The sequence below is a fragment of the Streptomyces sp. NPDC060028 genome, assembly GCF_042736725.1.
Lineage (GTDB): Bacteria > Actinomycetota > Actinomycetes > Streptomycetales > Streptomycetaceae > Streptomyces.
In genome coordinates this window covers 66,299-89,013 of sequence record NZ_JBHWVJ010000029.1, presented here as the reverse complement: position 1 = coordinate 89,013, position 22,715 = coordinate 66,299, and the positions used below count along the sequence as shown (strand labels likewise).

Below are 22,715 nucleotides of genomic sequence, written 5' to 3'. Positions count from 1 at the left end.
GGTCACGTACAGCGGCCCCTCCCGTATGTCATGGCCCGGCCGCGGGCTACGGCCTGCGGGCCGAGGTGACCCGGTAGACGTCGTAGACGCCCTCGACGCCGCGTACGGCCTTCAGGACGTGTCCCAGGTGCTTCGGGTCGCCCATCTCGAAGGTGAACCGGGAGGTGGCCACCCGGTCCCGGGAGGTCTGCACGGCCGCCGAGAGGATGTTCACGTGCTGGTCCGACAGGACGCGGGTGACGTCCGACAGCAGCCGGGACCGGTCCAGCGCCTCGACCTGGATGGCGACCAGGAAGACGGAGGACTGGGTGGGCGCCCACTCGACCTCGAGCATCCGCTCGGGCTGCTGGGAGAGCGAGTCGACGTTCACGCAGTCCGCGCGGTGAACCGATACGCCGCTGCCGCGGGTGACGAACCCGATGATCGGGTCGCCGGGCACCGGGGTGCAGCAGCGGGCCAGCTTGACCCACACGTCGTCGACGCCCTTGACGACGACGCCGGGGTCGGCGTTGTTGCGCCGCTTGTTGCGGCCCCGCGCGGGCGGGATGCTCTCCTCGATGTCCTCGTTGGCCGCTTCCTCGCCGCCGAGGGCCTGGACCAGCTTCTGTACGACGCCCTGCGCGGCCACGTGGCCCTCGCCGATCGCCGCGTACAGGGAGGAGATGTCGGGGTATCGCATCTCGTGCGCGAGGGTGACGAGCGAGTCGCCGGTGAGGATGCGCTGGATCGGCAGGTTCTGCTTGCGCATGGCCCGCGCGATGGCGTCCTTGCCGTGCTCGATGGCCTCGTCGCGGCGCTCCTTGGAGAACCAGGCGCGGATCTTGTTGCGGGCCCGCGGGGACTTGACGAAGCCCAGCCAGTCGCGGGACGGGCCGGCGCCCTCGGCCTTGGAGGTGAAGACCTCGACCAGGTCGCCGTTGTCGAGGGTCGATTCGAGCGGCACGAGCCGCCCGTTGACCCGCGCTCCTATGGTCCGGTGGCCGACCTCGGTGTGGACGGCGTACGCGAAGTCGACGGGCGTGGCCCCGGCCGGCAGCGCTATGACGTCGCCCTTGGGGGTGAAGACGAAGACCTCGTTCTGGGAGAGGTCGAAGCGCAGCGAGTCCAGGAACTCGCCGGGGTCCTCCGTCTCCTTCTGCCAGTCCAGCAGCTGGCGCAGCCAGGCCATGTCGTTGACGGTGTCCTGGCCCGCGCTGCCCTTGGCGGCCTGGGGGACGTCGGTGCGGACCTTGGAGGTGCCGGCGACGGTCTGCTGCTTGTACTTCCAGTGCGCGGCGATGCCGTACTCGGCGCGGCGGTGCATGTCGAAGGTGCGGATCTGGAGCTCGACCGGCTTGCCGCTGGGTCCGATGACCGTCGTGTGGAGCGACTGGTACATGTTGAACTTGGGCATCGCGATGTAGTCCTTGAACCGGCCGGGGACCGGATTCCACCGCGCGTGCACCGTGCCGAGGGCGGCGTAGCAGTCCCGGACGGTGTCGACGAGGACTCGGATGCCCACCAGGTCGTAGATCTCCGCGAAGTCGCGGCCTCGCACGATCATCTTCTGGTAGACGCTGTAGTAGTGCTTGGGTCTGCCGGTGACGGTGGCCTTGATCCGGGCCGCCCGCAGGTCGGCCTGCACCTCGTCGGTGACGACGGCGAGGTACTCGTCGCGCTTGGGCGCCCGCTCGGCGACCAGCCGGACGATCTCGTCGTACATCTTGGGGTAGAGGATCGCGAAGGCGAGGTCCTCCAGCTCCCACTTGATGGTGTTCATGCCCAGGCGGTGCGCCAGCGGGGCGTAGATCTCGAGGGTCTCGCGGGCCTTCTTCTCCTGCTTCTCCCGCTTGAGGTAACGCATGGTGCGCATGTTGTGCAGGCGGTCGGCGAGCTTGATGACCAGGACGCGCGGGTCCTTGGCCATGGCGACGACCATCTTGCGCACGGTCTCGGCCTGGGCGGCCTCGCCGAACTTGACCCGGTCGAGCTTGGTGACGCCGTCGACGAGCAGGGCGACCGCGTCGCCGAAGTCGCGCCGCAGGTCCTCCAGGCCGTACTCGGTATCCTCCACGGTGTCGTGCAGCAGTCCGGCCATCAGGGTGGCGGGGTCCATGCCCAGCTCGGCGAGGATCGTCGTCACCGCGAGCGGATGGGTGATGTAGGGGTCGCCGCTCTTGCGCTTCTGGCCGCGGTGCCAGCGCTCCGCGACCTGGTACGCCTGCTCGATCTGGCGCAGCGTCGACGTCTCGATCTTCGGGTCGTTGCTGCGGACTATGCGGAGCAGGGGTTCCAGTACCGGGTTGTACGGGTTGGAGCGCTGCGCACCGAGGCGGGCCAGCCGGGCGCGCACCCGGTTGGAGGACCCGGCCGACTTCGCGGGCACGGGCTTGACCGGCGGAGCCGGCGGGGGCGTGGCGGCGGCCGCCGCGGCCTGCTCGGCCTGCGGGTCGGGCTGCGCGGCGGAGATTGGCTGGACCTCGTCTGGCAAGAGCGCTCCTCAAGCGGATCCGGTGCCCGTGTTCCGGTCCGGACAACCCATCGTAGCGAGGGTTGCCTCCCCCCGTTCCCCGAGCCTGTCCCCGCCGCGGGTCCGGGGGCCGGCCCCCGGCAGTGGCGCCGCACGCACGAGCGGCGGGTACCCGGGAGAACCCGGATACCCGCCGCTCGGCACAGCAGGGTCGGTCAGACCACGATCAGCGCGTCCAGCGGAGCCCCCGCGAGGGGCCCGGCCAGCCGCTCCCGGCCCGGCAGGAACGACAGCTCCATCAGGACCGCGACCCCGGCGACCTCCGCGCCGGCCCGCCGGATCAGCTCCAGCGAGGCCCCGGCGGTACCACCGGTGGCGAGGACGTCGTCGATGACCATGACCTTGTCACCGGCCGCCAGATCCTCCGCGTGGACCTCGATCTCCGCGGACCCGTACTCCAGCTCGTACGACTGCGCGAGCGTCGCGCCCGGCAGCTTCCCGGCCTTGCGGACCGGCACGAAGCCGATGCCCGCCTGCACGGCCACCGGAGCCGCCAGGATGAATCCCCGCGCCTCCAGGCCGACGATCTTCGTCGCCCCGTACCGGCCGGCCAGCTCCACCAGCGCGTCGGTCAGCGCGGCGAACGCCTTCGGGTCCGCCAGCAGCGGCGTGATGTCCTTGAACATCACCCCCGGCTTCGGATAGTCCGCCACGTCCTTGATCCGACCGAGCAGCAGCTCGCGGACCTCGGCGGACAGCGGCCCCGTCACCGGCGCCGTCCCGACCGGCCCTGCGCCACGACCTGCGGCGCGTCCTCGGTGTCGGCGCCGCCTTCGGCCGACTCGCCCTTGGCCGCCGCGGCCGCCCGCTTCGCGAGCACCCGCTTCCTCAGCGCCTTCATGGCCGGCTCGCGCTCCTTCAGGTCCACGACCAGCGGGGTCGCGATGAAGATCGAGGAGTACGCGCCGGCGGCGAGGCCGACGAACAGCGACAGCGAGATGTCGTTCAGCATGCCGGCGCCCAGGAAGCCACCGCCGATGAACAGCAGGGCCCCGACCGGGAGCAGCGCCACGACGGTGGTGTTGATCGAGCGGACCAGCGTGCCGTTGATGCTGCGGTTGGCGATCTCGCTGAACGTCCAGCGGGTCTGCTTGGTGATGTCCTTCGAGCCCTCCTTGAGACCGTCGAAGACGACGACGGTGTCGTAGAGGGAGTAACCGAGGATCGTCAGCAGACCGATGACCGTGCCCGGGGTGACCTCGAAGCCGACCAGCGCGTACACGCCGACCGTGATCGTGAGGTCGTGGATCAGGGCGATGAGGGCCGCGATCGCCATCCGCCACTCGAAGGCGATGGCCAGGTAGATCACCACGAGGACCATGAACACGCCGAGGCCGGTCCAGGCCTTGTTCGCGATCTGCTCGCCCCAGCTCGGGCCGACCAGGTCCGCGTTGATCTGGCCCTCGGTGACCTTGAGGTCGGCCGCGAGCTGCTTCTTCACTCCGGCCGCGGAGTCGGTGTCCAGGCCCGAGATCTGGATGCGCAGGCCGCCCGTGCCGAGCTCCTGGACGGTCGCGTCGTGGCCGGAGGCCTTTTCCGCGGCCTCGGTCGCCTTGGCGACGGAGACGCCCGTCTTCGGGGTGGTGAAGACGGCACCGCCCTTGAACTCGATGCCCATGTTGAGGCCCTGAACGGCCAGGGCCACGATCGCCGTGATGGTGATCAGGATGGAAACGCCGTACCAGACGAAGCGCTTGCCGACGAAGTCGTAGCCGACCTCACCGCGGTACAGCTTGGCGCCGAGATCTCCGAGCTTCGACATCTCTCACGCCTCCTTTGCGTCGACGGGAGCGGAGGCGGTCGCGGCGGCAGCGCCGGAGCCGGTACGACGCGAGCGCCGCAGCGGCGGCTGGGCGCCCAGTCGCTTCGGGTCCAGCCCGGACCACGGGTGACCGCTGGAGAAGAACTTCGTACGGGCCACCAACGTCATGACCGGCTTGGTGAAGAGGAACACCACGACCACGTCGAGCAGGGTGGTCAGACCCAGGGTGAAGGCGAAGCCCTGCACCTTGCCGACGGTGACGATGAAGAGCACCGCGGCCGCCAGGAACGACACGAAGTCGGAGACCAGGATGGTGCGCCGGGCACGCGGCCAGGCACGCTCGACGGCCGGACGCAGGGTGCGGCCCTCGCGGATCTCGTCGCGGATGCGTTCGAAGTACACGATGAACGAGTCGGCGGTGATGCCGATCGCCACGATCGCACCGCAGACGGCGGGCAGGTTCAGCGCGAAGCCGATGCCCTTTCCGAGCAGCGACATGATCGTGTAGGTGAGGATGCCCGACACGACGAGGCTGACGATGGCGATGAACGCCAGGCCCCGGTAGTACGCCAGCAGGTAGATCACGACCAGGGCGAGGCCGATCGCACCGGCGATCAGGCCGGCCTTCAGCTGCTCGCTGCCGAGCGCGGCGGTGACGGTGGTGACGCTGTCCTCCTGGAAGGACAGCGGCAGGGCGCCGTACGACAGCATGTTGCCCAGGTCCTGCGCGGACTGCTGGGTGAAGCCGCCGGAGATCTCCGCGTTGCCGCCGGTCAGCGCCTGGCTGACGGACGGGTCGGAGATGACGTCGCCGTCGAGCACGATGGCGAACTGGTTCTGCGGGGACTGCTTGGCCGCGAGCTCACCGGTGATCTTGGCGAACTTGTCGGCGCCCTTGTCGGTGAACTGCATCGTGACGATCCACGCGCCGCGCTGCGGGTCGATGACGCCCTTGGCGTTCTTGACGTCCTGGCCGTTGACCGCGGCCGGGCCGAGCACCCACTTGGCCCAGGTGGCGCCGCGCTTGCCACAGGCGAGCGTCGGGTCCTCGGGCTTGACGTTCTTGCCGACGGCGGCGCGCTGTGCCTCGTTGCTGCAGTCCAGCGCGGCGAACTTCGCCTGCAGGTCGGCCACGGCCGCGTCGTTCGCGGCGGGCGCGGACGGGGTCGGAGCCTTGGTGTCGTCTGCCTTCTTCGACTCGCTCGCCGAGGGCGAGGGAGTGGGGGCGCTCGGGGCCTTGAGGGCCTCGCTGAGCGCACGGCCCTGGGAAGTGGCGCTGGACGACGGGGTGGCCGACGGGGAGGACTTGCCGTCCTGCGCCTTCGGGGAGCCGGAACCGCTCGCGGCGGGGCTCGGGGAGCCGCTCGGCGTGGCCTCGGGGGCGATCGGGGCACCGTCCGCCACCGCGAGGACGGGCCGGAAGTACAGCTGGGCGGTCGTACCGACCTGGTCGCGCGCCTGCTGCTCGTTCGACCCCTTGGGGATGTTCACGATGATGTGGTCGCGGCCCTGCGTCTGGACCTCGGCCTCCGACACGCCGAGACCGTTGACGCGGCGCTCGATGATGCCGACCGCCGTGTTCATGTTGGTCTCGTTGACGGCGTTCTCTTTGCCGGGCTCGCTCTTGGCCTTGAGCGTGATGCTCGTACCGCCCGCGAGGTCGATGCCGAGCCGGGGGGTCGTCTGACCAGTGAGGAACATCCCCGCGGTGAGCGCCACCATCGCGATCAGGATGAAAGCCAGGGCGCGCCCCGGCCTCCCCTGAGCCCCCGTGGGCCGCCGGCCCTTCTTCGGTGCTGCCACCTTGTCGTATCTCCCTGTCCAACCATCCCGCGCCGGGTCAGCGCGCGGACGGCCACGAAATGTGTGGTGGGGACCCCTGCCCCCCGCAGAAGTGTCACTGTCGGGGACCGCGGTGGCCGCCGGTCCGGCGCCCTCGCGATCCCCTGCCGGGCGCTACTTCGCGCCGGCCTCGCCGTCGGCCTTGCCCTCGCCCGGCTTCTCGTCCTTGGGCTCGTCCTTGGGCTCGTCCTGCTTGCCCAGGTCGAGCTTGGGGGCCTCGTCCTCGTCCTTCGTCAGGTCCGTCTTCGGGGCCTCGGTCAGGGAGGACGCGTCGTCGGGGACCGCCGGCGTGTCGATCGTCAGATCATCGGTCGCGCCGTGGACGATGCGGTTGTACTCCTCGTCATCGAGGACGGCACCGATGGCGTTCTTCGCGAACATCGCGTGGACGCCGGGAGCCACCTCGAGGGTGACCGTGTCCTCACCGATCTCCTTCACCGTGGCGTACATGCCGCCGATGGTGCGGACCCCGGTGCCGGGCGTCATGTGGTCGCGCATCTGCACGGCCGCCTGCTGCTTCTTCTTCGCGGAACGGGTCATCAGGAACATCGCGCCGATGAGCACGATGAACGGGAGGAGTGTCATGAGACTCACGGGCGGAGATCCTTCGCACGACCGCACGGGAGACGGCCTATTTCTACGGGGGTGGGCACGCCGACCCGAAGGGTCGGCATCGGCGGAGTCTAGGCGAGTCCGCACCGATGGAACAACGCCCAGCATGGCATCGCAGTTCCTGACGGGGCGAACCTCCGCGCCGTCAGGCCCCGAACAAGCCCTGTTGCCCCCCGGTTCCGCCGCCACCGTGCTGCGGCGGGACAAGTCCCAGGTGAGCCCATGCGGCGGGCGTCGCGACCCGCCCGCGGGGAGTCCGGGCCAGCAGTCCCTCCCGTACGAGGAACGGCTCGGCCACCTCCTCCACCGTCTCGCGCTCCTCGCCGACCGCGACGGCCAGGGTTGACAGGCCCACGGGTCCGCCGCCGAAGAGCTTGAGCAGCGCCTCCAGGACGGCCCGGTCCAGCCGGTCGAGCCCGCGCGCGTCGACCTCGTAGACCTGCAGGGCGGTGCAGGCGACCTCGCGGGTGATCACCCCGTCGGCCCTCACCTGGGCGTAGTCGCGGACCCGGCGCAGCAGGCGGTTGGCGATACGGGGGGTGCCGCGGGAGCGTCCCGCGATCTCGGCGGCGCCGGCGGTGTCGATCTCGAGGTCGAGGAGCCGGGCGGAGCGGTGGATGACGCGCTCCAGTTCCTCGGGGGCGTAGAACTCCATGTGGCCGGTGAAGCCGAAGCGGTCGCGCAGGGGCGGGGGCAGCAGGCCGGCCCGGGTCGTCGCCCCGACGAGGGTGAAGGGCGGCAGCTCCAGCGGGATCGCCGTCGCGCCGGGGCCCTTGCCCACGATCACGTCGACCCGGAAGTCCTCCATGGCCATGTAGAGCATCTCCTCGGCGGGCCGGGACATGCGGTGGATCTCGTCGAGGAAGAGGACCTCGCCCTCCTGGAGGGAGGAGAGGATGGCGGCGAGGTCGCCGGCGTGCTGGATGGCGGGGCCGGAGGTGATGCGGATGGGCGCGCCCATCTCGGCCGCGATGATCATGGAGAGGGTGGTCTTGCCGAGGCCGGGGGCGCCGGAGAGCAGGACGTGGTCGGCGGTGGCTCCGCGCTGGCGGGCCGCCTTGAGGACGAGGTCGAGCTGCTGGCGGACCTTCTCCTGGCCGACGAACTCGCCGAGGTCCTTGGGGCGCAGGGCCGCCTCGACGGCGGTGTCCTCGCCGTCGGCGGCGGCCGCGACGAGTCGCTCGGCGTCGGCGTCGGCGTCGGTGGTCTCGTCGTCCCAGTTCACGGTGTCAGTCTGCCTTCTCGGGTGTGGTGCGGTGGTCTCTCGCGCGCGGCCCACGTCCTGGGGCTCCGCCCCAGACCCCGCGCCTCAAACGCCGGCGGGGCTGGTTTTGGCTGATGCCGCCTGCCGCCCGGCCGGGGTCAGCGGGAGCGGTTCAGGGACTGGAGGGCCGCGCGGAGGAGTTGCGGGACCGGGGCGGAGCCACCGGCGGCGATGGCGGCCTCGGCCTGCGGGGTGACGGCGGACACCGCCTCCTCGGCCTCGCGCGACGCGTAGCCGAGGCCGATCAGCGCGGCCGACAGCTGCTCGGTCCACGGCGCCGGCCCGGCGGCCACCGCACCGCGCTGCGCCCCCACCAGGCCACTGGAACCCAGCGGAACGCCCAGCTTGTCCTTCAGTTCCAGCAGCAGCTTCTGCGCGCCCTTCTTGCCGATGCCGGGCACCGCCGTCAGGGACTTCTCGTCCCCCGTCGAGACCGCGAGCCGCAGCGCGTCCGGGCTGTGCACCCCCAGCATCGCCTGGGCCAGCCGCGGCCCGACCCCGCTGGCGGTCTGGAGGAGCTCGAAGACCTGGCGTTCGTCGTCGTCCGCGAAGCCGTACAGCGTCAGGGAGTCCTCCCGTACGACCAGGGAGGTGGCGAGTTTCGCGTCCTGCCCGATCCGCAGGCCGGCGATCGTGTTCGGCGTGCACTGCACGGCCATGCCCACTCCCCCGACCTCGATGACGGCCAGGGTGGGGGCGAGCGCGGCGACTGGGCCGCTGACGAAGGCGATCATCGGGTACGGCCTTTCGAGGCGTGCAGGGCCACCGCCTGCTGGAGGCGGTTTTGGGCGGGGGCCCGCCAGATGTGGCAGATGGCAAGTGCGAGGGCGTCGGCGGCGTCGGCGGGCTTCGGCGGCGCGTCGAGCCGCAGCAGCCGGGTGACCATGGCGCCGACCTGCGCCTTCTCGGCGCGGCCGCTGCCGGTGACGGCGGCCTTGACCTCGCTGGGCGTGTGCAGGGCGACCGGTATCCCGCGCCGGGCCGCGCACAGCATCGCGACGGCACTGGCCTGGGCCGTGCCCATCACGGTGCTGACATTGTGCTGGCTGAAGACCCGTTCCACGGCGACGACTTCGGGCCGGTGCGCATCGAGCCATTCCTCGATGCCCTGCTCGATGACGACGAGGCGGTGGCCCAACTCGGCGTCCGCGGGCGTCCGTACGACACCGACCCCGAGCATGGTGAGGGGACGGCCGGCGACGCCCTCGACGACGCCGACGCCGCATCGCGTCAGCCCCGGGTCCACACCGAGAACTCGCACCCTGTCCCCTGCCGTTCGACTTCCCCAGCTGCCGCTGGGAGGTACCACCAGTCCGTGCAGGCTATCCGGCCCCACTGACATCGGCACAAAGCGACGGCGGGCCGCCGGGGTGTGTCCCCGTCGGCCCGCCGTCGAAAGGTGTGCGGTGGCGCCGGTCAGGCGTCGACCTTCTCCATGACCTCGTCCGAGACGTCGAAGTTGGCGAAGACGTTCTGCACGTCGTCGCTGTCCTCCAGCGCGTCGATCAGCTTGAAGATCTTGCGCGCGCCCTCTTCGTCCAGCTCGACCTGCATGGTCGGCAGGAAGTTGGAGTCGGCCGAGTCGTAGTCGATGCCCGCCTCCTGGAGCGCGGTGCGCACCGCGACCATGTCGGTGGCCTCGCTGATGATCTCGAAGCTGTCGCCGAGGTCGTTGACCTCTTCGGCACCGGCCTCGAGCACCGTCTCCAGAACGTCGTCCTCGGAGAGCTCGCCCTTGGGCAGGAGGACGACGCCCTTGCGGTTGAACAGGTACGAGACCGACCCCGGGTCGGCCATCGAACCGCCGTTGCGGGTCATGGCGACGCGCACGTCGGACGCGGCACGGTTGCGGTTGTCGGTGAGGCACTCGATGAGCACCGCGACACCGTTCGGACCGTAGCCCTCGTACATGATCGTCTCGTAGTCGGCGCCGCCGGCCTCGAGGCCGCCGCCGCGCTTGACCGCGGAGTCGATGTTCTTGTTCGGGACCGAGCTCTTCTTGGCCTTCTGGATGGCGTCGAAGAGCGTCGGGTTGCCATCGATGTCGGCGCCGCCCATGCGGGCCGCGACCTCGATGTTCTTGATCAGCTTCGCGAAGAGCTTGCCGCGCTTGGCGTCAACCACGGCCTTCTTGTGCTTCGTCGTAGCCCATTTAGAGTGGCCGGACATCTGCCTGTCTCCTTCGCGTCACCAACAGTGTTCGCCTCAGATCCTACCGGGACCCCGTCAGAGCCCCGCGCGCACCATGTCGACGAAGTACGCGTGGACCCTGTCGTCGCCGGTCAGCTCGGGGTGGAACGAGGTGGCGAGGACGTTGCCCTGACGCACGGCGACCGTGTGGCCGTCGTACGTGGCCAGCACCTCGACGGCGCCGCCGACCGATTCGACCCACGGGGCGCGGATGAAGACGCCCTCGACGGGGCCGCCCGCGATGCCCGCGAAATCGATCTTCGCTTCGAAGGATTCGTTCTGGCGGCCGAAGGCGTTGCGGCGGACGATCATGTCGATGCCGCCGAGCGTCTCCTGGTCCTCACGGCCGTCCAGGAGCTTGTCGGCGAGCATGATCATGCCGGCGCAGGTGCCGTAGACCGGCATCCCGGCCCGTACGCGCTCACGCAGCGGCTCCAGCATGCCGAACAGCACGGCGAGCTTCGACATCGTCGTGGACTCGCCGCCCGGGATCACGAGGGCGTCGATCTCGGCGAGCTCCTCGGGACGCCGGACCGGCCTGGCCACGGCGTCCGCCGCGGCCAGGGCGATCAGGTGCTCCCGTACATCGCCCTGGAGCGCCAGGACACCGATCACGGGGGTGTTGGTCATGACCGATTACCAGCCGCGGTTGGCGTAGCGCTCGGACTCGGGGAGGGTGTCGCAGTTGATGCCGACCATGGCCTCGCCCAGGTTGCGGGAGGCGTCCGCGATGATCTTCGGGTCGTCGTAGAAGGTGGTGGCCTTCACGATGGCGGCGGCGCGCTTGGCCGGGTCGCCCGACTTGAAGATGCCGGAGCCGACGAAGACGCCCTCGGCACCCAGCTGGCGCATCAGCGCGGCGTCGGCCGGGGTGGCCACGCCACCGGCGGAGAACAGCACGACCGGGAGCTTGCCGAGCTCGGCGACCTCCTTGACGAGCTCGTACGGGGCGCGCAGCTCCTTGGCGGCGGCGAACAGCTCGTTGTTGTCGTAGCCGCGCAGGCGGGCGATCTCGTTCTTGATCTGACGCAGGTGGCGCACGGCCTCGACGACGTTGCCGGTGCCGGCCTCGCCCTTGGAGCGGATCATGGCCGCGCCCTCGGCGATGCGGCGCAGGGCCTCGCCCAGGTTGGTGGCACCACAGACGAAGGGGGTGGTGAACGCCCACTTGTCGGAGTGGTTGACCTCGTCGGCCGGGGTCAGGACCTCGGACTCGTCGATGTAGTCGACACCGAGGGACTGCAGGACCTGGGCCTCGACGAAGTGGCCGATGCGGGACTTGGCCATGACCGGGATCGAGACGGCCTCGATGATCTCTTCGATCATGTTCGGGTCGGACATGCGGGCGACGCCGCCGTCCTTGCGGATGTCGGCGGGCACCCGCTCCAGGGCCATGACGGCCACGGCGCCGGCGTCCTCGGCGATCTTCGCCTGCTCGGCGTTGACCACGTCCATGATCACGCCGCCCTTGAGCTGCTCGGCCATGCCGCGCTTGACGCGGGAGGTGCCGATGGCCGACTCAGCGGACTGGGGGGAGGTGGGAAGCGTGCTCACTGGTGACCTCACTCGAAGGGAAGACGGGTACTACTCGGCTGAGGAAACCCCACCGACCAGTCCACAGCAAGGGCCAATGATGAGCCGGTGGCCTCTTCGGGGCGCCGGAGTGGTCTGTACGGCTCAGACCGGCCGCTCGGCGAGATCCACCGGAGGCTCATCGTCCATTTCGAAGGCGAGCGGGAACGGCGCGTGGCCGGCCAGCCGGAACCAGCGCACCTTCCGGTGCCGGCGCAGGGCGCGGGCGGCCCGTACGGCGTCGTTGTGGAACCGCCGCGCCATGGGCACCCGGCGCACGGCCTCGGCCAGCTCCTCGGTGGCCTCCGCCCCGCCGGGCGCGGCCTTGAGCACCTCGACCTGGTCGACGTCGGCGAACACCGCGCGCAGGGCCTGGCTCAGCTCGCTCTCGGCGACCTCGCGGTGCTCCTCCTCGGCCTGCCGGGCCGCGTGGGCGGCCTCGTACAGCACGAGCGAGGACGCGGGGTCCAACACCCCGGAGGTGGCCACCTCCAGCACCACGGAGGCCCGCCGCACGAGCTGCGCGTCGAGCGCGGCGCGGGCGGCGTCCATCCGCGAGTGCAGCCGGTCCAGCCGCCCGGCGGTCCAGCTGAGGTAGACGCCGACCACGGCGAGCGCCACGCCGATCCACACAAGGTTTTCGATCACGGGCGGCGACACTACCGTCCCCGGCGGCAGCCCCGTGCAGAGGCCGCCGTCGGCCGGTGGACCGCGCGGACTACGAGGCGTCCCGCGGGAAGCCCAAGCGGGTACGGAGCGGGACGCGTTCGTCCGTGGCCACCGCGGCCGCGCCGTCCGTCACCGTTTCGTAGACCGCGAGGATGTCCGCGCCGACCGTCGACCAGTCGAAGCGGCGCACGTGCGCCGAACCGCGCTCGCTGAGCTCCGCGCGCCGGGCCGGGTCGCGCAGCAGGGCCGTCGCGGCCGCGGCCAGGGAGCCGGAGTCCTCGTTCGTGAAGAGGTCGCCCGCGCCGCCCTGGTCCAGGACCTGCGCGAAGGCGTCCAGGTCCGAGGCGAGCACCGCGGCGCCCGCCGAGAGGGCCTCGACGAGGATGATCCCGAAGCTCTCGCCGCCCGTGTTCGGGGCCACGTACACGTCGACGCTGCGCAGCAGCCGCGCCTTGTCCTCGTCCGAGACCATGCCGAGGAACTCGACCCGGGAGCGGAGCTCCGCGGGCAGCGAGGCCACCGCCTCCTCGTGGTCACCGCGACCGGCCACCAGCAGGCGTACGTCCGGGCACGCCTCCACGATCTTCGGGAAGGCCGCCATCAGCACCGGCAGCCCCTTGCGCGGCTCGTCGATGCGGCCGATGAAGCCCAGGGTCTGCCCGGTCCACTCGGGCTTCGGCTCGGCCTTGGCGAAGAAGTCGACGTCGACCCCGTTCGGGATCACCACCGCGTCCCCGCCCAGGTGCTCCACGAGGGTCCGCCGCGCGTACTCGCTCACCGCGATCCGCGCGCTGATCTTCTCCAGCGCCGGCTGGAGGATCGGGTACGCCGCGATCATCGCCCGCGAGCGCGGGTTCGAGGTGTGGAAGGTGGCCACGATCGGCCCCTGCGCCGCCCAGCAGGACAGCAGCCCCAGCGAGGGCGAGGCCGGCTCGTGGATGTGGATCACGTCGAAGACCCCGTCGTGCAGCCACCGCCGCACCCGGGCCGCCGACAGGAACCCGAAGTTCAGGCGGGCCACCGACCCGTTGTACGGCACCGGCACCGCCCGCCCCGCGGAGACCACGTACGGCGGCAGCGGGGTCTCGTCGTCGGCCGGGGCGAGCACCGACACCTCGTGGCCCAGGCGGATCAGGTGGTCCGCCAGGTCCCGGATGTGGAACTGGACGCCGCCCGGGACGTCCCACGAGTACGGGCACACGATGCCGATCTTCACTGCGCGCGCTCCTCGAGGTCGTCCAGCCACAGCCGCTGGAGCATGTGCCAGTCCTGCGGGTGCTCGGCGATGCCCGTCGCGAAGGCGTCGGCCACGGACTGGGTCATGACGGACGTCTTCTCGGCCCGGGTGCCCGTTTTCGGGACCTCCACCTCGGGGTGGATCCGGCCGTACATCTTCGGCGTGGCGCCGTAGTAGAGCGTGGCCGGCAGCAGCACGGCGCCGGTCTGCTGGGCCAGCAGGGCCGGCCCGGCCGGCATCCGCGCCGCCGAGCCGAAGAAGTCCACCACCACCCCGGAGGCCGACAGGTCCCGGTCGGCGACCAGGCAGACCAGGCCGCCCGAGCGCAGCCGCCGCGCGAGGGTGCCGAAGGCGGAGCCGCCGTTGTGCGCCAGCACCTCCATGCCCAGGCTCTCCCGGTAGGCGACGAAGCGGTCGAAGAGGGTCTCGGGCTTGAGCCGCTCGGCGACCGTCGTGAACGGGACGCCGATGTGGCTGGTGGCCCAGGCCCCGGCGAGGTCCCAGTTGGCAAGGTGCGGGAGGGCCACGACGACACCGCGTCCGGAGGCGAGTGCCTCGCGCAGGATGTGGTCGTCCTTGAGCTGGACGTCGGCGCCGAATCGTTCCTTGGCCATCGTCGGGAGCCGGAAGGATTCCATCCAGTACCGCATGTACGAGCGCATGCCCGCCCGGGACAGCTCCCGCAGCTGCTCCGGGCCGGCGCCGGGCACGACCCTGGCCAGATTCGACTCCAGCCGCAGCACGCTCTTGCCGCGGCGCTTCCACGCGTAGTCGGCGATCCGCCGTCCGAGGGCCACGGCCACGGGCTCCGGGAGCCTCTTGACCCCGGCCCAGCCGAGCCCGTACAGCCCGTCGACCAGCTTGTCCTGTGCCTTGCCCATCAGGCCGCGCCGCCCTCGGAGGGGGCATCGGCCGACGAGGCCGCCGTGCCCGTCGCCGTGTCCGCCGCCGTGTCCGTCACCGTGTCCGTCACCGTGTCCGTCACCGCTGCCGCGTCGGCCTCCGCCGCCTCACGGCGTACGGTGACCACCCGCTGGATCAGCGTGACGAGCGAGCCCGCCGCCACGACCCACAGCGCGATCGGCAGCAGGACCCCGATCCAGGAGGGGACCCCGAAGGTCTCCAGCCCGGACAGACCGGCCGCGACCAGCGAGATCACCAGCCGCTCGGCCCGCTCGATGAGCCCGTTGACGGCCACCGGCAGGCCGATCGACTCGCCGCGCGCCTTGGTGTACGAGACCACCTGGCCGCTGGCCAGGCAGAAGATCGCCACGGCGCACAGCACGTTGTCGTTCCCGGAGCCCGCGTACCAGAGCGCGAGCCCGCCGAAGATCGCCGCGTCCGCCACCCGGTCGAGGGTGGAGTCGAGGAAAGCGCCCCACCGGCTGGAGACGCCGGCCTGGCGGGCCATGTTCCCGTCCACCAGGTCGGAGAAGACGAAGAGGGTGATGGTGATCGTGCCCCAGAAGAACTCGCCCCTGGGGAAGAAGACCAGTGCTCCCGCCACCACTCCGGCCGTGCCGATCAACGTGACCGCGTCCGGGCTCACCCCCCGCCGGAGCAGAAAAGCGGCGAATGGCGTGAGAACACGCGTGAAGAATGCACGCGCGTACTTGTTCAGCATGGCCTTCCCGGAGGGTCGCTGGGCCGCACGGCCACACGGCCACCGGCTGGCCCATCGTAGCCAGCGCCCCGCCCCGTCGGCGCCGCGCACCCACCGGTTCGCGCCAGGTAGGCCCCCGCACACGTCCGCGACGTCCGGAAGCGGTCCGCCGTGGCCGACGCGGGTACGACGTATGGACGCGGTGTGACGGCAGTGCAAAGCTCGAAGAACCCCATTTCCTTCCGCAAGGGACTCTTCGCAGGAACCCTCGGGAACCACCCTCCTCACCGCCACAGCCGGGAGGCACGAACATCATGGGAGCCACCTCACACCAAGCCGGGGCCGCCGGCAGGGCACTGACGGCCGACCGCCCCTCGTCCGTACGCAACGTCGTGCTGGTCGGCCACAGCGGATCCGGCAAAACCACCCTGGTCGAGGCCTTGGCCCTGACCTCCGGCGCCGTCAATCGCGCCGGGCGCGTCGAGGACGGCGCGACCGTCTCCGACTACGACGAGATCGAGCACCGGCGCCAGCGCTCCGTCCAGCTCTCCCTCGTCCCGGTCGAATGGACCGGAATCAAGATCAACATCCTGGACACCCCCGGATACGCCGACTTCGTCGGTGACCTCAGGGCCGGTCTGCGCGCCGCGGACGCGGCCCTCTTCGTCATCTCGGCCGCCGAGGACGGCGACGGCCTCTCCGGCGCCACCCGCATGGTCTGGGACGAATGCGCGGCCGTCGGCATGCCGCGCGCCATCGTCGTCACCCATCTGGAGGCCGCCCGCGCCGACTATGCCCAGATGGCAGGCGTCTGCGGCGAAACCTTCGGCGCCGACGACCCCGACGCCGTCCTCCCGCTCTACCTCCCCCTGCACGGCCCCGCCGGCCCGGACGGCCACGCCCCCGTCGCCGGCCTGCTCGGCCTGCTCTCCCAGCGCGTCTACGACTACGCCTCCGGCGCCCGCGTGGAACGCGACCCGGACCCCGCCGAGCTGGCCCTGATCACCGCCGCCCGCGCCCGCCTGATCGAGGGGATCATCGCCGAGAGCGAGGACGAGACCCTCATGGACCGCTACCTCGGCGGCGAGGACATCGACCTCAAGACCCTCGTCGACGACCTGGAGCGGGCCGTCGCCCGCGGCACCTTCCACCCCGTCCTGATGGCCGCCCCCGCCGCCGAAGGCGGCCGCCAGGGCCTGGGCACCGTCGAACTCCTGGAACTGATCACCGGCGGCTTCCCCACCCCCCTGGAGCGCGCCCCCGTCACCGTCACCACCCCCGACGGCGCCGAACGCCCCGCCGTCACCTGCGACCCGGACGGCCCGCTCGTCGCCGAGGTCGTCAAGACCTCCTCCGATCCCTACGTCGGCCGCGTCTCCCTCGTCCGCGTCTTCTCCGGGACCCTGCACCCCGACGAGACCGTCCACGTCAGCGGGCACGGCCTCGCCGACCGCGGGCACGAGGACCACGATCTCGACGAACGCATCGGCACCCTCACCTCCCCCTTCGGCAAACAGCAGCGCAGCCTCGACCGGTGCATCGCCGGCGACCTGGCCTGCGTCGCCAAACTCACCCGCGCCGAGACCGGCGACACCCTCTCCGCGAAGGACCGGCCCCTCCTCATGGAGGCCTGGTCCATGCCCGACCCGCTGCTCCCCCTCGCCATCGAGGCCCACAGCAAGGCCGACGAGGACAAGCTCTCCCAGGGCCTGTCCCGCCTGGTCGCCGAGGACCCCACGATGCGCCTGGAGCAGAACCCGCACACCCACCAGGTCGTCCTGTGGTGCCTGGGCGAGGCCCACCAGGACCTGGCCCTCGAACGGCTGCGCACCCGCTACGGGGTCCAGGTCGACGCCGTCCCGCACAAGGTGAGCCTGCGCGAGACCTTCGGCGCCAAGGCCGCCGGGCGCGGCCGGCACGTCAAACAGTCCGGAGGCCACGGCCAGTTCGCCATCTGCGAGATCGAGGTCGAGCCGCTCCCGGCCGGCAGCGGCATCGAGTTCGTCGACAAGGTCGTCGGCGGAGCCGTCCCGCGCCAGTTCATCCCGTCCGTCGAGAAGGGCGTACGCACCCAGGCCGCCCGCGGGGTCGCGGCCGGCTACCCGCTGGTCGACGTACGCATCACGCTGCTCGACGGGAAGGCGCACTCGGTGGACTCCTCCGACGCCGCCTTCCAGACCGCCGGCGCCCTCGCCCTGCGCGAGGCCGCCGCCGAGGCCGCCATCCACCTCCTCGAACCGGTCGCCGAGCTGTCCGTCCTCGTCCCCGACGAGTACGTGGGCGCCGTCATGAGCGACCTGGCCGGCCGCCGTGGCCGCGTCGTCGGCTCCGATCAGGCCGGCCCCGGCCGCACGCGGGTGCAGGCGGAGATCCCGGAGATCGAGATCGGCCGGTACGCGGTCGAGCTGCGCTCCGTCTCGCACGGCACCGGACTGTTCAGCCGCGCGTACGCCCGCCACGAGCCGATGCCGCCACAGATCGCGGACAAGCTGCGCGAACACGAAGAGAAGGGGCGGCAACTGACATAACATCACACCAGCCGCCCACCCAACCCGCTTGCGGTGGGCGGCATTTCCCTGTCCCATGACCATGGGGAGAGATCCGCCGATAGGCTCGTCGGCGCGACAAAGAGCACGAACGCACAGCGATGGGGGCAGCGGTGGCGGACGACGGATTCGACTTCAGGCCCGGGGCACAGATTCCTCTCCAGGGCGGCGGCGGCCAGACCGCGGCGACCAACGCCCTCGCGTCGGCCGCGTACCGCGACAGTCCGCTGGCCTCCATACTCGAGGCCAACAACGAGTACCACGAGTCGACGGTCAAGCCGGGCAAGATCTCCCTCTTCGAACCCAACCTCGGCGAGGCCTTCTGCCGTGCCGTCGAGGCCCGCACCCTCGGCGCCGGCCGCAAACCGCTCATCCAGTCCTTCGGCGCCGACCCGCAGACCGTCGTCGAGCACTGCCTGGCCGCCTCCCGCATCCGCAAGGAGCGGGACGGCAAGCTCCGGCTGATCATGCTGGTCTGCGGGGTGCTCTTCCTGCCCGGCCTGCTGCTGTGGCTCGGCCTGTTCCAGGTCCGCAAGATGCTGTCCTCCGGCAAGGGCAAGCGATCCTCCTGGATGGGCACCCTGCTCCTCGTCGGCGTCGCCGTCCTGGTCGCCGTACTGATGTTCCGGCTGCCGCTGACCGGATTCCTCGGCCTCTACCTGCGCGGCATGATCATCGCACCGGCCATCGGCTGGGCGCTGGCCCGGCGGCTCTGCGAGGCCACCGCCGAGGACATGCGCTCGCGCTGGGACGGCCTGCTCTCGGGTGGCGGCGTCGCCGCCAAGATCCCCGAGGCGGTCCCCGGCAACCCCGACGAGAAGGCCCGCGAGGACCTGCGCCACTCCCTGGCCAAGCTCACCGCCGAGGACCGCAGCAACTCCGTCTTCTACGCCGGCCCCAAGGGCATACTCGGCATGGGCACCCGGTGGGGCAGCTGGCAGATGGCCGAGGAGCTGGCCCCCAAGGCGGAGGGCGCCGAGATCCATCCCTTCCGCAGCTGGGACGTCATACGCGCCATCGACACCCAGCTGCGCAAGCTGGAGCGCGGACCCCTGCACACCGGCGGCTTCCCGCCCGCCTCGATCCAGCACTGGGTCGTCACCCCGGTCGGCGAAGGCGCCAAGGAGGTGGCCCGCCCCACCGGCGCGGACGTGGACACCTTCCTGATCAAGCCGCACGAGATCACCCGGATCTGCAACGAGCAGCAGTTCAGCGCGGGCAACCGGCACTACCTCGGCATCCAGTACCCGCTGTGGGACGGCCAGCTCGTGATCACGATGCTGGTGACCGTGACCGTGCTCTACAAGACCCTGCGCGTGGAGGTCACGGGCCACGCGCTCGGCCCCGTGCACGGCCTGTTCACCACCAAGTCGAAGCCGCCCGTCATCGAGGTCCCGAAGTCCATCCGCTTCTGGGAGACCGTGGAGCGCCCGCTGCCGCTGGTGGACGCCAACGAGGTCGTACGCCTCGCCGTGCGGGCACCGCTCACCTGGTACCCGCCGATCCTCGACTTCCTCGGGGGCAAGCTCGGCCTGCCGGAGCCCTTCGGGGTCCGGCACGTGTGGGCGGGCCAGCCCTGGCGGCACCGCTTCATGGCGGACGACGCGATGCGCGCGGCCACACCGGTACTGCGGGCGGTGCACACGGCCGCGCTACGGGTCCTGGAGGAGAACGGCGCCGATGTGGACCGCTTCACCAACCGCTCGATGATCGTCAGCGGCATGGTCCAGGAGGCGGCCCCGCGCAAGGCGGACGCGTACGACGCGTAGCGCCGTGCGTAGGCGCTGTGGGTAGGCTGGAGGCGCAGACGACCGACGAGGAGGGGCCATGACCGAGCGCAAGCCGCCGGGCGTCAGCTTCGAGTCCTGGGTGGACCGGCAGATCAGAGAATCCGCCGACCGCGGCGAGTTCGAGAGCCTGCCGGGCTTCGGCAAGCCGCTGGCCTCCCTCGACGCCCCCTACGACGAGCTGTGGTGGATCAAGGGGAAGATGCACCGCGAGGGCTTCTCCTCCCTGCCGCCGGCGCTCGCGCTGCGCAAGGAGGCCGAGGACGCCTTGGAGGCGGCCCGCGCGGCGCCTTCCGAGCGCCAGGTGCGGGCCGTCCTCACGGAGGTCAACGAGAAGATCCGTGCGGCACTGCGCATGCCGCCGCCGGGACCGCCCCTGAACCTCACCGAGTTCGACGTCGAGGACGTACTGCGGACCTGGCGCGAGGCCCGCGCGCACTAGCGAAAAAGGACCGCCCGGGAAGAGTGCTTCGGGGCGGTCCCTTCCGGTCTCAGTCGACGGGCCAGGCGTCGGCGAGCATCTGCCGGGTGTCCGCGAGCAGTTGCGGCAGCACCTTGGTGTGCCCGACGACCGGCATGAAGTTCGTGTCGCCGCCCCAGCGGGGGACGATGTGCTGGTGCAGGTGCGCGGCGATGCCGGCCCCGGCGGCGGCGCCCTGGTTCATGCCGATGTTGAAGCCGTGCGCACCCGAAGCCTTGCGCAGCGCGACCATGGCCCGCTTGGTGAGGTCCGCGAGCTCGACGGTCTCGGGGGTGTCGAGCTCGGTGTAGTCGGCGACGTGCCGGTACGGGACGACCATGAGGTGGCCGCCGTTGTACGGGTAGAGGTTGAGCACCGCGTAGACGTGCTTGCCGCGGGCCACGACCAGCCCGTCCTGGTCGGACATCTCCGGAATCCCGCAGAAGGGACAGCCGTCTCCGGCCTCGGGGCCGGTCGGCTTGTTCTCGCCCTGGATATAGGCCATCCGGTGGGGCGTCCACAGACGCTGGAACGCGTCCTGCGTGCCCACACCGATCTGCTGCTCCGGCTCAGTCGTCATGAGAAGCAGCATATGACCTTGCCCGCGGGGACGAGGAAGGCCCCCGGAAAGTGATCACTTCCCGGGGGCCCGCAGCGTACCGGTCAGACCTGGACGCGGTCCGCGACGACCTTCGCCAGCTTGGCCAGCGCCTCGTCCTTGGCGATGCCGTTCTCCTGCGAACCGTCGCGGTAGCGGAAGGAGACGGTGCCCGCGGCCATGTCCTCGTCACCGACGATGATCATGAACGGGACCTTGAGCTTCTGGTGGTTGCGGATCTTCTTCTGCATGCGGTCGGAGGAGGCGTCCACCTCGACCCGCAGGCCCTTCTTCTTCGCCTCGGCGGCGAACTCCTGCAGGTACTCCACGTGCCCGTCGCCGATCGGGATGCCGACCGCCTGGACCGGGGCCAGCCACGGCGGCATGGCGCCCGCGTAGTGCTCCAGCAGCACGGCGAAGAACCGCTCGATCGACCCGAACAGCGCGCGGTGGATCATGACCGGGCGCTGGCGCGAGCCGTCGGCCGCGGTGTACTCCAGGTCGAAGCGCTCCGGCAGGTTGAAGTCGAGCTGGACGGTCGACATCTGCCAGGTACGGCCGATGGCGTCCCGCGCCTGCACCGAGATCTTCGGGCCGTAGAAGGCCGCGCCGCCCGGGTCGGGGGTCAGGGGGAGCCCCTGCTTCTCGGCGACCTGCTGGAGGACGGCGGTGGCCTCCTCCCACACCTCGTCCGAGCCGACGAACTTCTCCGGGTCCTTGGTCGACAGCTCCAGGTAGAAGTCGGTCAGACCGTAGTCGCGCAGCAGGTTCAGCACGAAGGTGAGCGTGCGGTCGAGCTCCTCCGCCATCTGCTCACGGGTGCAGTAGATGTGCGCGTCGTCCTGGGTGAAGCCCCGGGCGCGGGTCAGGCCGTGCACGACGCCGGACTTCTCGTACCGGTACACGGTGCCGAACTCGAACAGCCGCAGCGGCAGTTCGCGGTAGCTGCGGCCGCGCGCGTCGAAGATCAGGTTGTGCATCGGGCAGTTCATGGGCTTGAGGTAGTAGTCGGTACCACCGTCGAGCTGCATGGGGGGGTACATGCCCTCCGCGTACCAGTCCAGGTGGCCGCTCTTCTCGAAGAGCGCGCCCTTGGTGGCGTGCGGGGAGTAGACGAACTCGTAGCCCTCCTCCTCGTGCCGGCGGCGCGAGTAGTCCTCCATGGTGCGGCGGATGATGCCGCCGCGCGGGTGGAAGACGGCGAGGCCGGAGCCGATCTCGTCCGGGATGGAGAAGAGGTCCAGCTCGTTGCCGAGCTTGCGGTGGTCGCGCTTCTCGGCCTCGGCGAGGAAGTCGAGGTGCGCCTTCAGCTCCTCCTTCGACGGCCACGCGGTGCCGTAGATGCGCTGGAGCATCGGGTTCTTCTCGCTGCCGCGCCAGTAGGCGGCGGCATTGCGCATGAGCTTGAACGCCGGAATGTTGCGGGTGGTGGGCAGGTGGGGACCGCGGCAGAGGTCCTTCCAGCACAGGTCACCGGTCTTGGCGTCCAGGTTGTCGTAGATGGTCAGCTCGCCGCCGCCCACCTCGACGTCGGCGCCGTCGTCGGTGGACGCGGAGCCCTTGATGCCGATGAGCTCCAGCTTGTACGGCTCGTCCGCGAGCTCCTCGCGGGCCGCCTCGTCGGTGACGACGCGGCGGGAGAAGCGCTGGCCGCGCTTCTGGATCTCCTGCATCTTCTTCTCGATGACCTTGAGGTCATCGGGGGTGAAGGGCTTCGCCACGTCGAAGTCGTAGTAGAAGCCGTCCCTGACCGGCGGGCCGATGCCCAGCTTGGCCTCGGGGAAGAGCTCCTGTACGGCCTGCGCCATGACGTGCGCGGTCGAGTGGCGCAGGATGTTCAGGCCGTCCTCGGAGGAGATCTCCACCGGCTCGACGGTCTCGCCGTCCTTCACCTCGTACGCGAGGTCCTTCAGCTCACCTGCGATGCGCGCGGCGACGATGGTGCGCTCGCCGGCGAAGAGCTCCGCCGCCGTAGTGCCCGTGGCCACCACGCGCTCGTCCCGCTCGGAATCGCGTTGGATGATCACACGGACGTCTGACACCGGTCTCTCCTGACTCAGGGGG

General features: G+C 70.8%; 20 protein-coding genes. 3 read left to right on the top strand and 17 right to left on the bottom strand.

Annotation, left to right across the window (positions count from 1 at the left end; all coding sequences use genetic code 11):
- Positions 1 to 46 precede the first annotated feature (46 nt).
- The 15 genes from ACFWBF_RS17020 to pgsA form a co-directional block, all read right to left on the bottom strand.
- Positions 47 to 2,470: a RelA/SpoT family protein gene (locus ACFWBF_RS17020; protein WP_385601737.1), complete on the bottom strand. Its 2,424-nt coding sequence runs from the start codon at positions 2,468 to 2,470 to the stop codon at positions 47 to 49.
- Positions 2,471 to 2,664: 194 nt separating this feature from the next.
- Positions 2,665 to 3,219, bottom strand: coding sequence for an adenine phosphoribosyltransferase (locus tag ACFWBF_RS17015; protein WP_385237167.1), 555 nt, complete (start codon positions 3,217 to 3,219; stop codon positions 2,665 to 2,667).
- A complete protein-coding gene (gene secF / locus ACFWBF_RS17010) occupies positions 3,216 to 4,271 on the bottom strand; it encodes a protein translocase subunit SecF (protein WP_385601733.1) in 1,056 nt (351 codons plus the stop codon). The genes ACFWBF_RS17015 and secF overlap by 4 nt, the downstream gene beginning before the upstream one ends.
- A 3-nt stretch (positions 4,272 to 4,274) precedes the next feature.
- On the bottom strand, positions 4,275 to 6,074 hold the full coding sequence (gene secD / locus ACFWBF_RS17005; RefSeq protein ID WP_385601728.1) for a protein translocase subunit SecD: 1,800 nt from the start codon (positions 6,072 to 6,074) through the stop codon (positions 4,275 to 4,277).
- Positions 6,075 to 6,227: 153 nt separating this feature from the next.
- A complete protein-coding gene (yajC, locus tag ACFWBF_RS17000; RefSeq protein WP_385601724.1) occupies positions 6,228 to 6,707 on the bottom strand; it encodes a preprotein translocase subunit YajC in 480 nt (159 codons plus the stop codon).
- Between the two features lie 163 nt (positions 6,708 to 6,870).
- A complete protein-coding gene (ruvB, locus tag ACFWBF_RS16995) occupies positions 6,871 to 7,950 on the bottom strand; it encodes a Holliday junction branch migration DNA helicase RuvB (protein WP_385601720.1) in 1,080 nt (359 codons plus the stop codon).
- Positions 7,951 to 8,087: 137 nt separating this feature from the next.
- Positions 8,088 to 8,723: a Holliday junction branch migration protein RuvA gene (gene ruvA, locus ACFWBF_RS16990; protein ID WP_385601717.1), complete on the bottom strand. Its 636-nt coding sequence runs from the start codon at positions 8,721 to 8,723 to the stop codon at positions 8,088 to 8,090.
- Positions 8,720 to 9,250, bottom strand: coding sequence for a crossover junction endodeoxyribonuclease RuvC (gene ruvC, locus ACFWBF_RS16985; protein WP_385601714.1), 531 nt, complete (start codon positions 9,248 to 9,250; stop codon positions 8,720 to 8,722). Before ruvC ends, ruvA begins: the two co-directional genes overlap by 4 nt.
- Before the next feature lie 155 nt (positions 9,251 to 9,405).
- Positions 9,406 to 10,158, bottom strand: coding sequence for a YebC/PmpR family DNA-binding transcriptional regulator (locus tag ACFWBF_RS16980; protein WP_385008865.1), 753 nt, complete (start codon positions 10,156 to 10,158; stop codon positions 9,406 to 9,408).
- A gap of 57 nt (positions 10,159 to 10,215) precedes the next feature.
- Entirely contained in the window at positions 10,216 to 10,809 is a 594-nt protein-coding gene (gene pdxT / locus ACFWBF_RS16975) for a pyridoxal 5'-phosphate synthase glutaminase subunit PdxT (protein ID WP_385601711.1), read from the bottom strand.
- A gap of 6 nt (positions 10,810 to 10,815) precedes the next feature.
- Positions 10,816 to 11,733, bottom strand: a complete 918-nt coding sequence (pdxS, locus tag ACFWBF_RS16970; RefSeq protein ID WP_030010552.1) for a pyridoxal 5'-phosphate synthase lyase subunit PdxS — start codon at positions 11,731 to 11,733, stop codon at positions 10,816 to 10,818.
- Between the two features lie 123 nt (positions 11,734 to 11,856).
- On the bottom strand, positions 11,857 to 12,399 hold the full coding sequence (locus tag ACFWBF_RS16965) for a hypothetical protein (RefSeq protein WP_385601708.1): 543 nt from the start codon (positions 12,397 to 12,399) through the stop codon (positions 11,857 to 11,859).
- A gap of 70 nt (positions 12,400 to 12,469) precedes the next feature.
- A complete protein-coding gene (locus ACFWBF_RS16960) occupies positions 12,470 to 13,636 on the bottom strand; it encodes a glycosyltransferase family 4 protein (protein ID WP_385601705.1) in 1,167 nt (388 codons plus the stop codon).
- Complete coding sequence (locus ACFWBF_RS16955; protein WP_385601702.1) at positions 13,633 to 14,538, bottom strand: phosphatidylinositol mannoside acyltransferase; 906 nt, start codon at positions 14,536 to 14,538, stop codon at positions 13,633 to 13,635. The genes ACFWBF_RS16960 and ACFWBF_RS16955 overlap by 4 nt, the downstream gene beginning before the upstream one ends.
- The gene (gene pgsA, locus ACFWBF_RS16950) at positions 14,538 to 15,281 is read right to left on the bottom strand and encodes a phosphatidylinositol phosphate synthase (RefSeq protein ID WP_385601699.1); all 744 of its coding nucleotides are present in this window, start codon (positions 15,279 to 15,281) and stop codon (positions 14,538 to 14,540) included. The genes ACFWBF_RS16955 and pgsA overlap by 1 nt, the downstream gene beginning before the upstream one ends.
- 293 nt (positions 15,282 to 15,574) lie before the next feature.
- On the opposite strand from pgsA, the gene ACFWBF_RS16945 reads away from it, so the two are divergent.
- The 3 genes from ACFWBF_RS16945 (at position 15,575) to ACFWBF_RS16935 (ending at position 20,035) form a co-directional block, all read left to right on the top strand.
- Positions 15,575 to 17,788 carry an elongation factor G-like protein EF-G2 gene (locus tag ACFWBF_RS16945; protein ID WP_385601695.1) on the top strand — a complete coding sequence of 738 codons (2,214 nt, stop codon included), beginning with the start codon at positions 15,575 to 15,577 and terminating at the stop codon, positions 17,786 to 17,788.
- Positions 17,789 to 17,919: 131 nt separating this feature from the next.
- Entirely contained in the window at positions 17,920 to 19,575 is a 1,656-nt protein-coding gene (locus ACFWBF_RS16940; RefSeq protein ID WP_385601692.1) for a hypothetical protein, read from the top strand.
- Between the two features lie 58 nt (positions 19,576 to 19,633).
- Complete coding sequence (locus tag ACFWBF_RS16935; protein WP_385601689.1) at positions 19,634 to 20,035, top strand: DUF1992 domain-containing protein; 402 nt, start codon at positions 19,634 to 19,636, stop codon at positions 20,033 to 20,035.
- A 49-nt stretch (positions 20,036 to 20,084) separates the two neighbouring features.
- Here ACFWBF_RS16935 and ACFWBF_RS16930 read toward each other — a convergent pair whose 3' ends face one another.
- Both ACFWBF_RS16930 and thrS read right to left on the bottom strand, forming a co-directional pair.
- Complete coding sequence (locus ACFWBF_RS16930) at positions 20,085 to 20,645, bottom strand: HIT family protein (protein WP_385601686.1); 561 nt, start codon at positions 20,643 to 20,645, stop codon at positions 20,085 to 20,087.
- 71 nt (positions 20,646 to 20,716) lie between these two features.
- Entirely contained in the window at positions 20,717 to 22,693 is a 1,977-nt protein-coding gene (gene thrS / locus ACFWBF_RS16925) for a threonine--tRNA ligase (RefSeq protein ID WP_385601683.1), read from the bottom strand.
- Between the last annotated feature and the right edge of the window lie 22 nt (positions 22,694 to 22,715).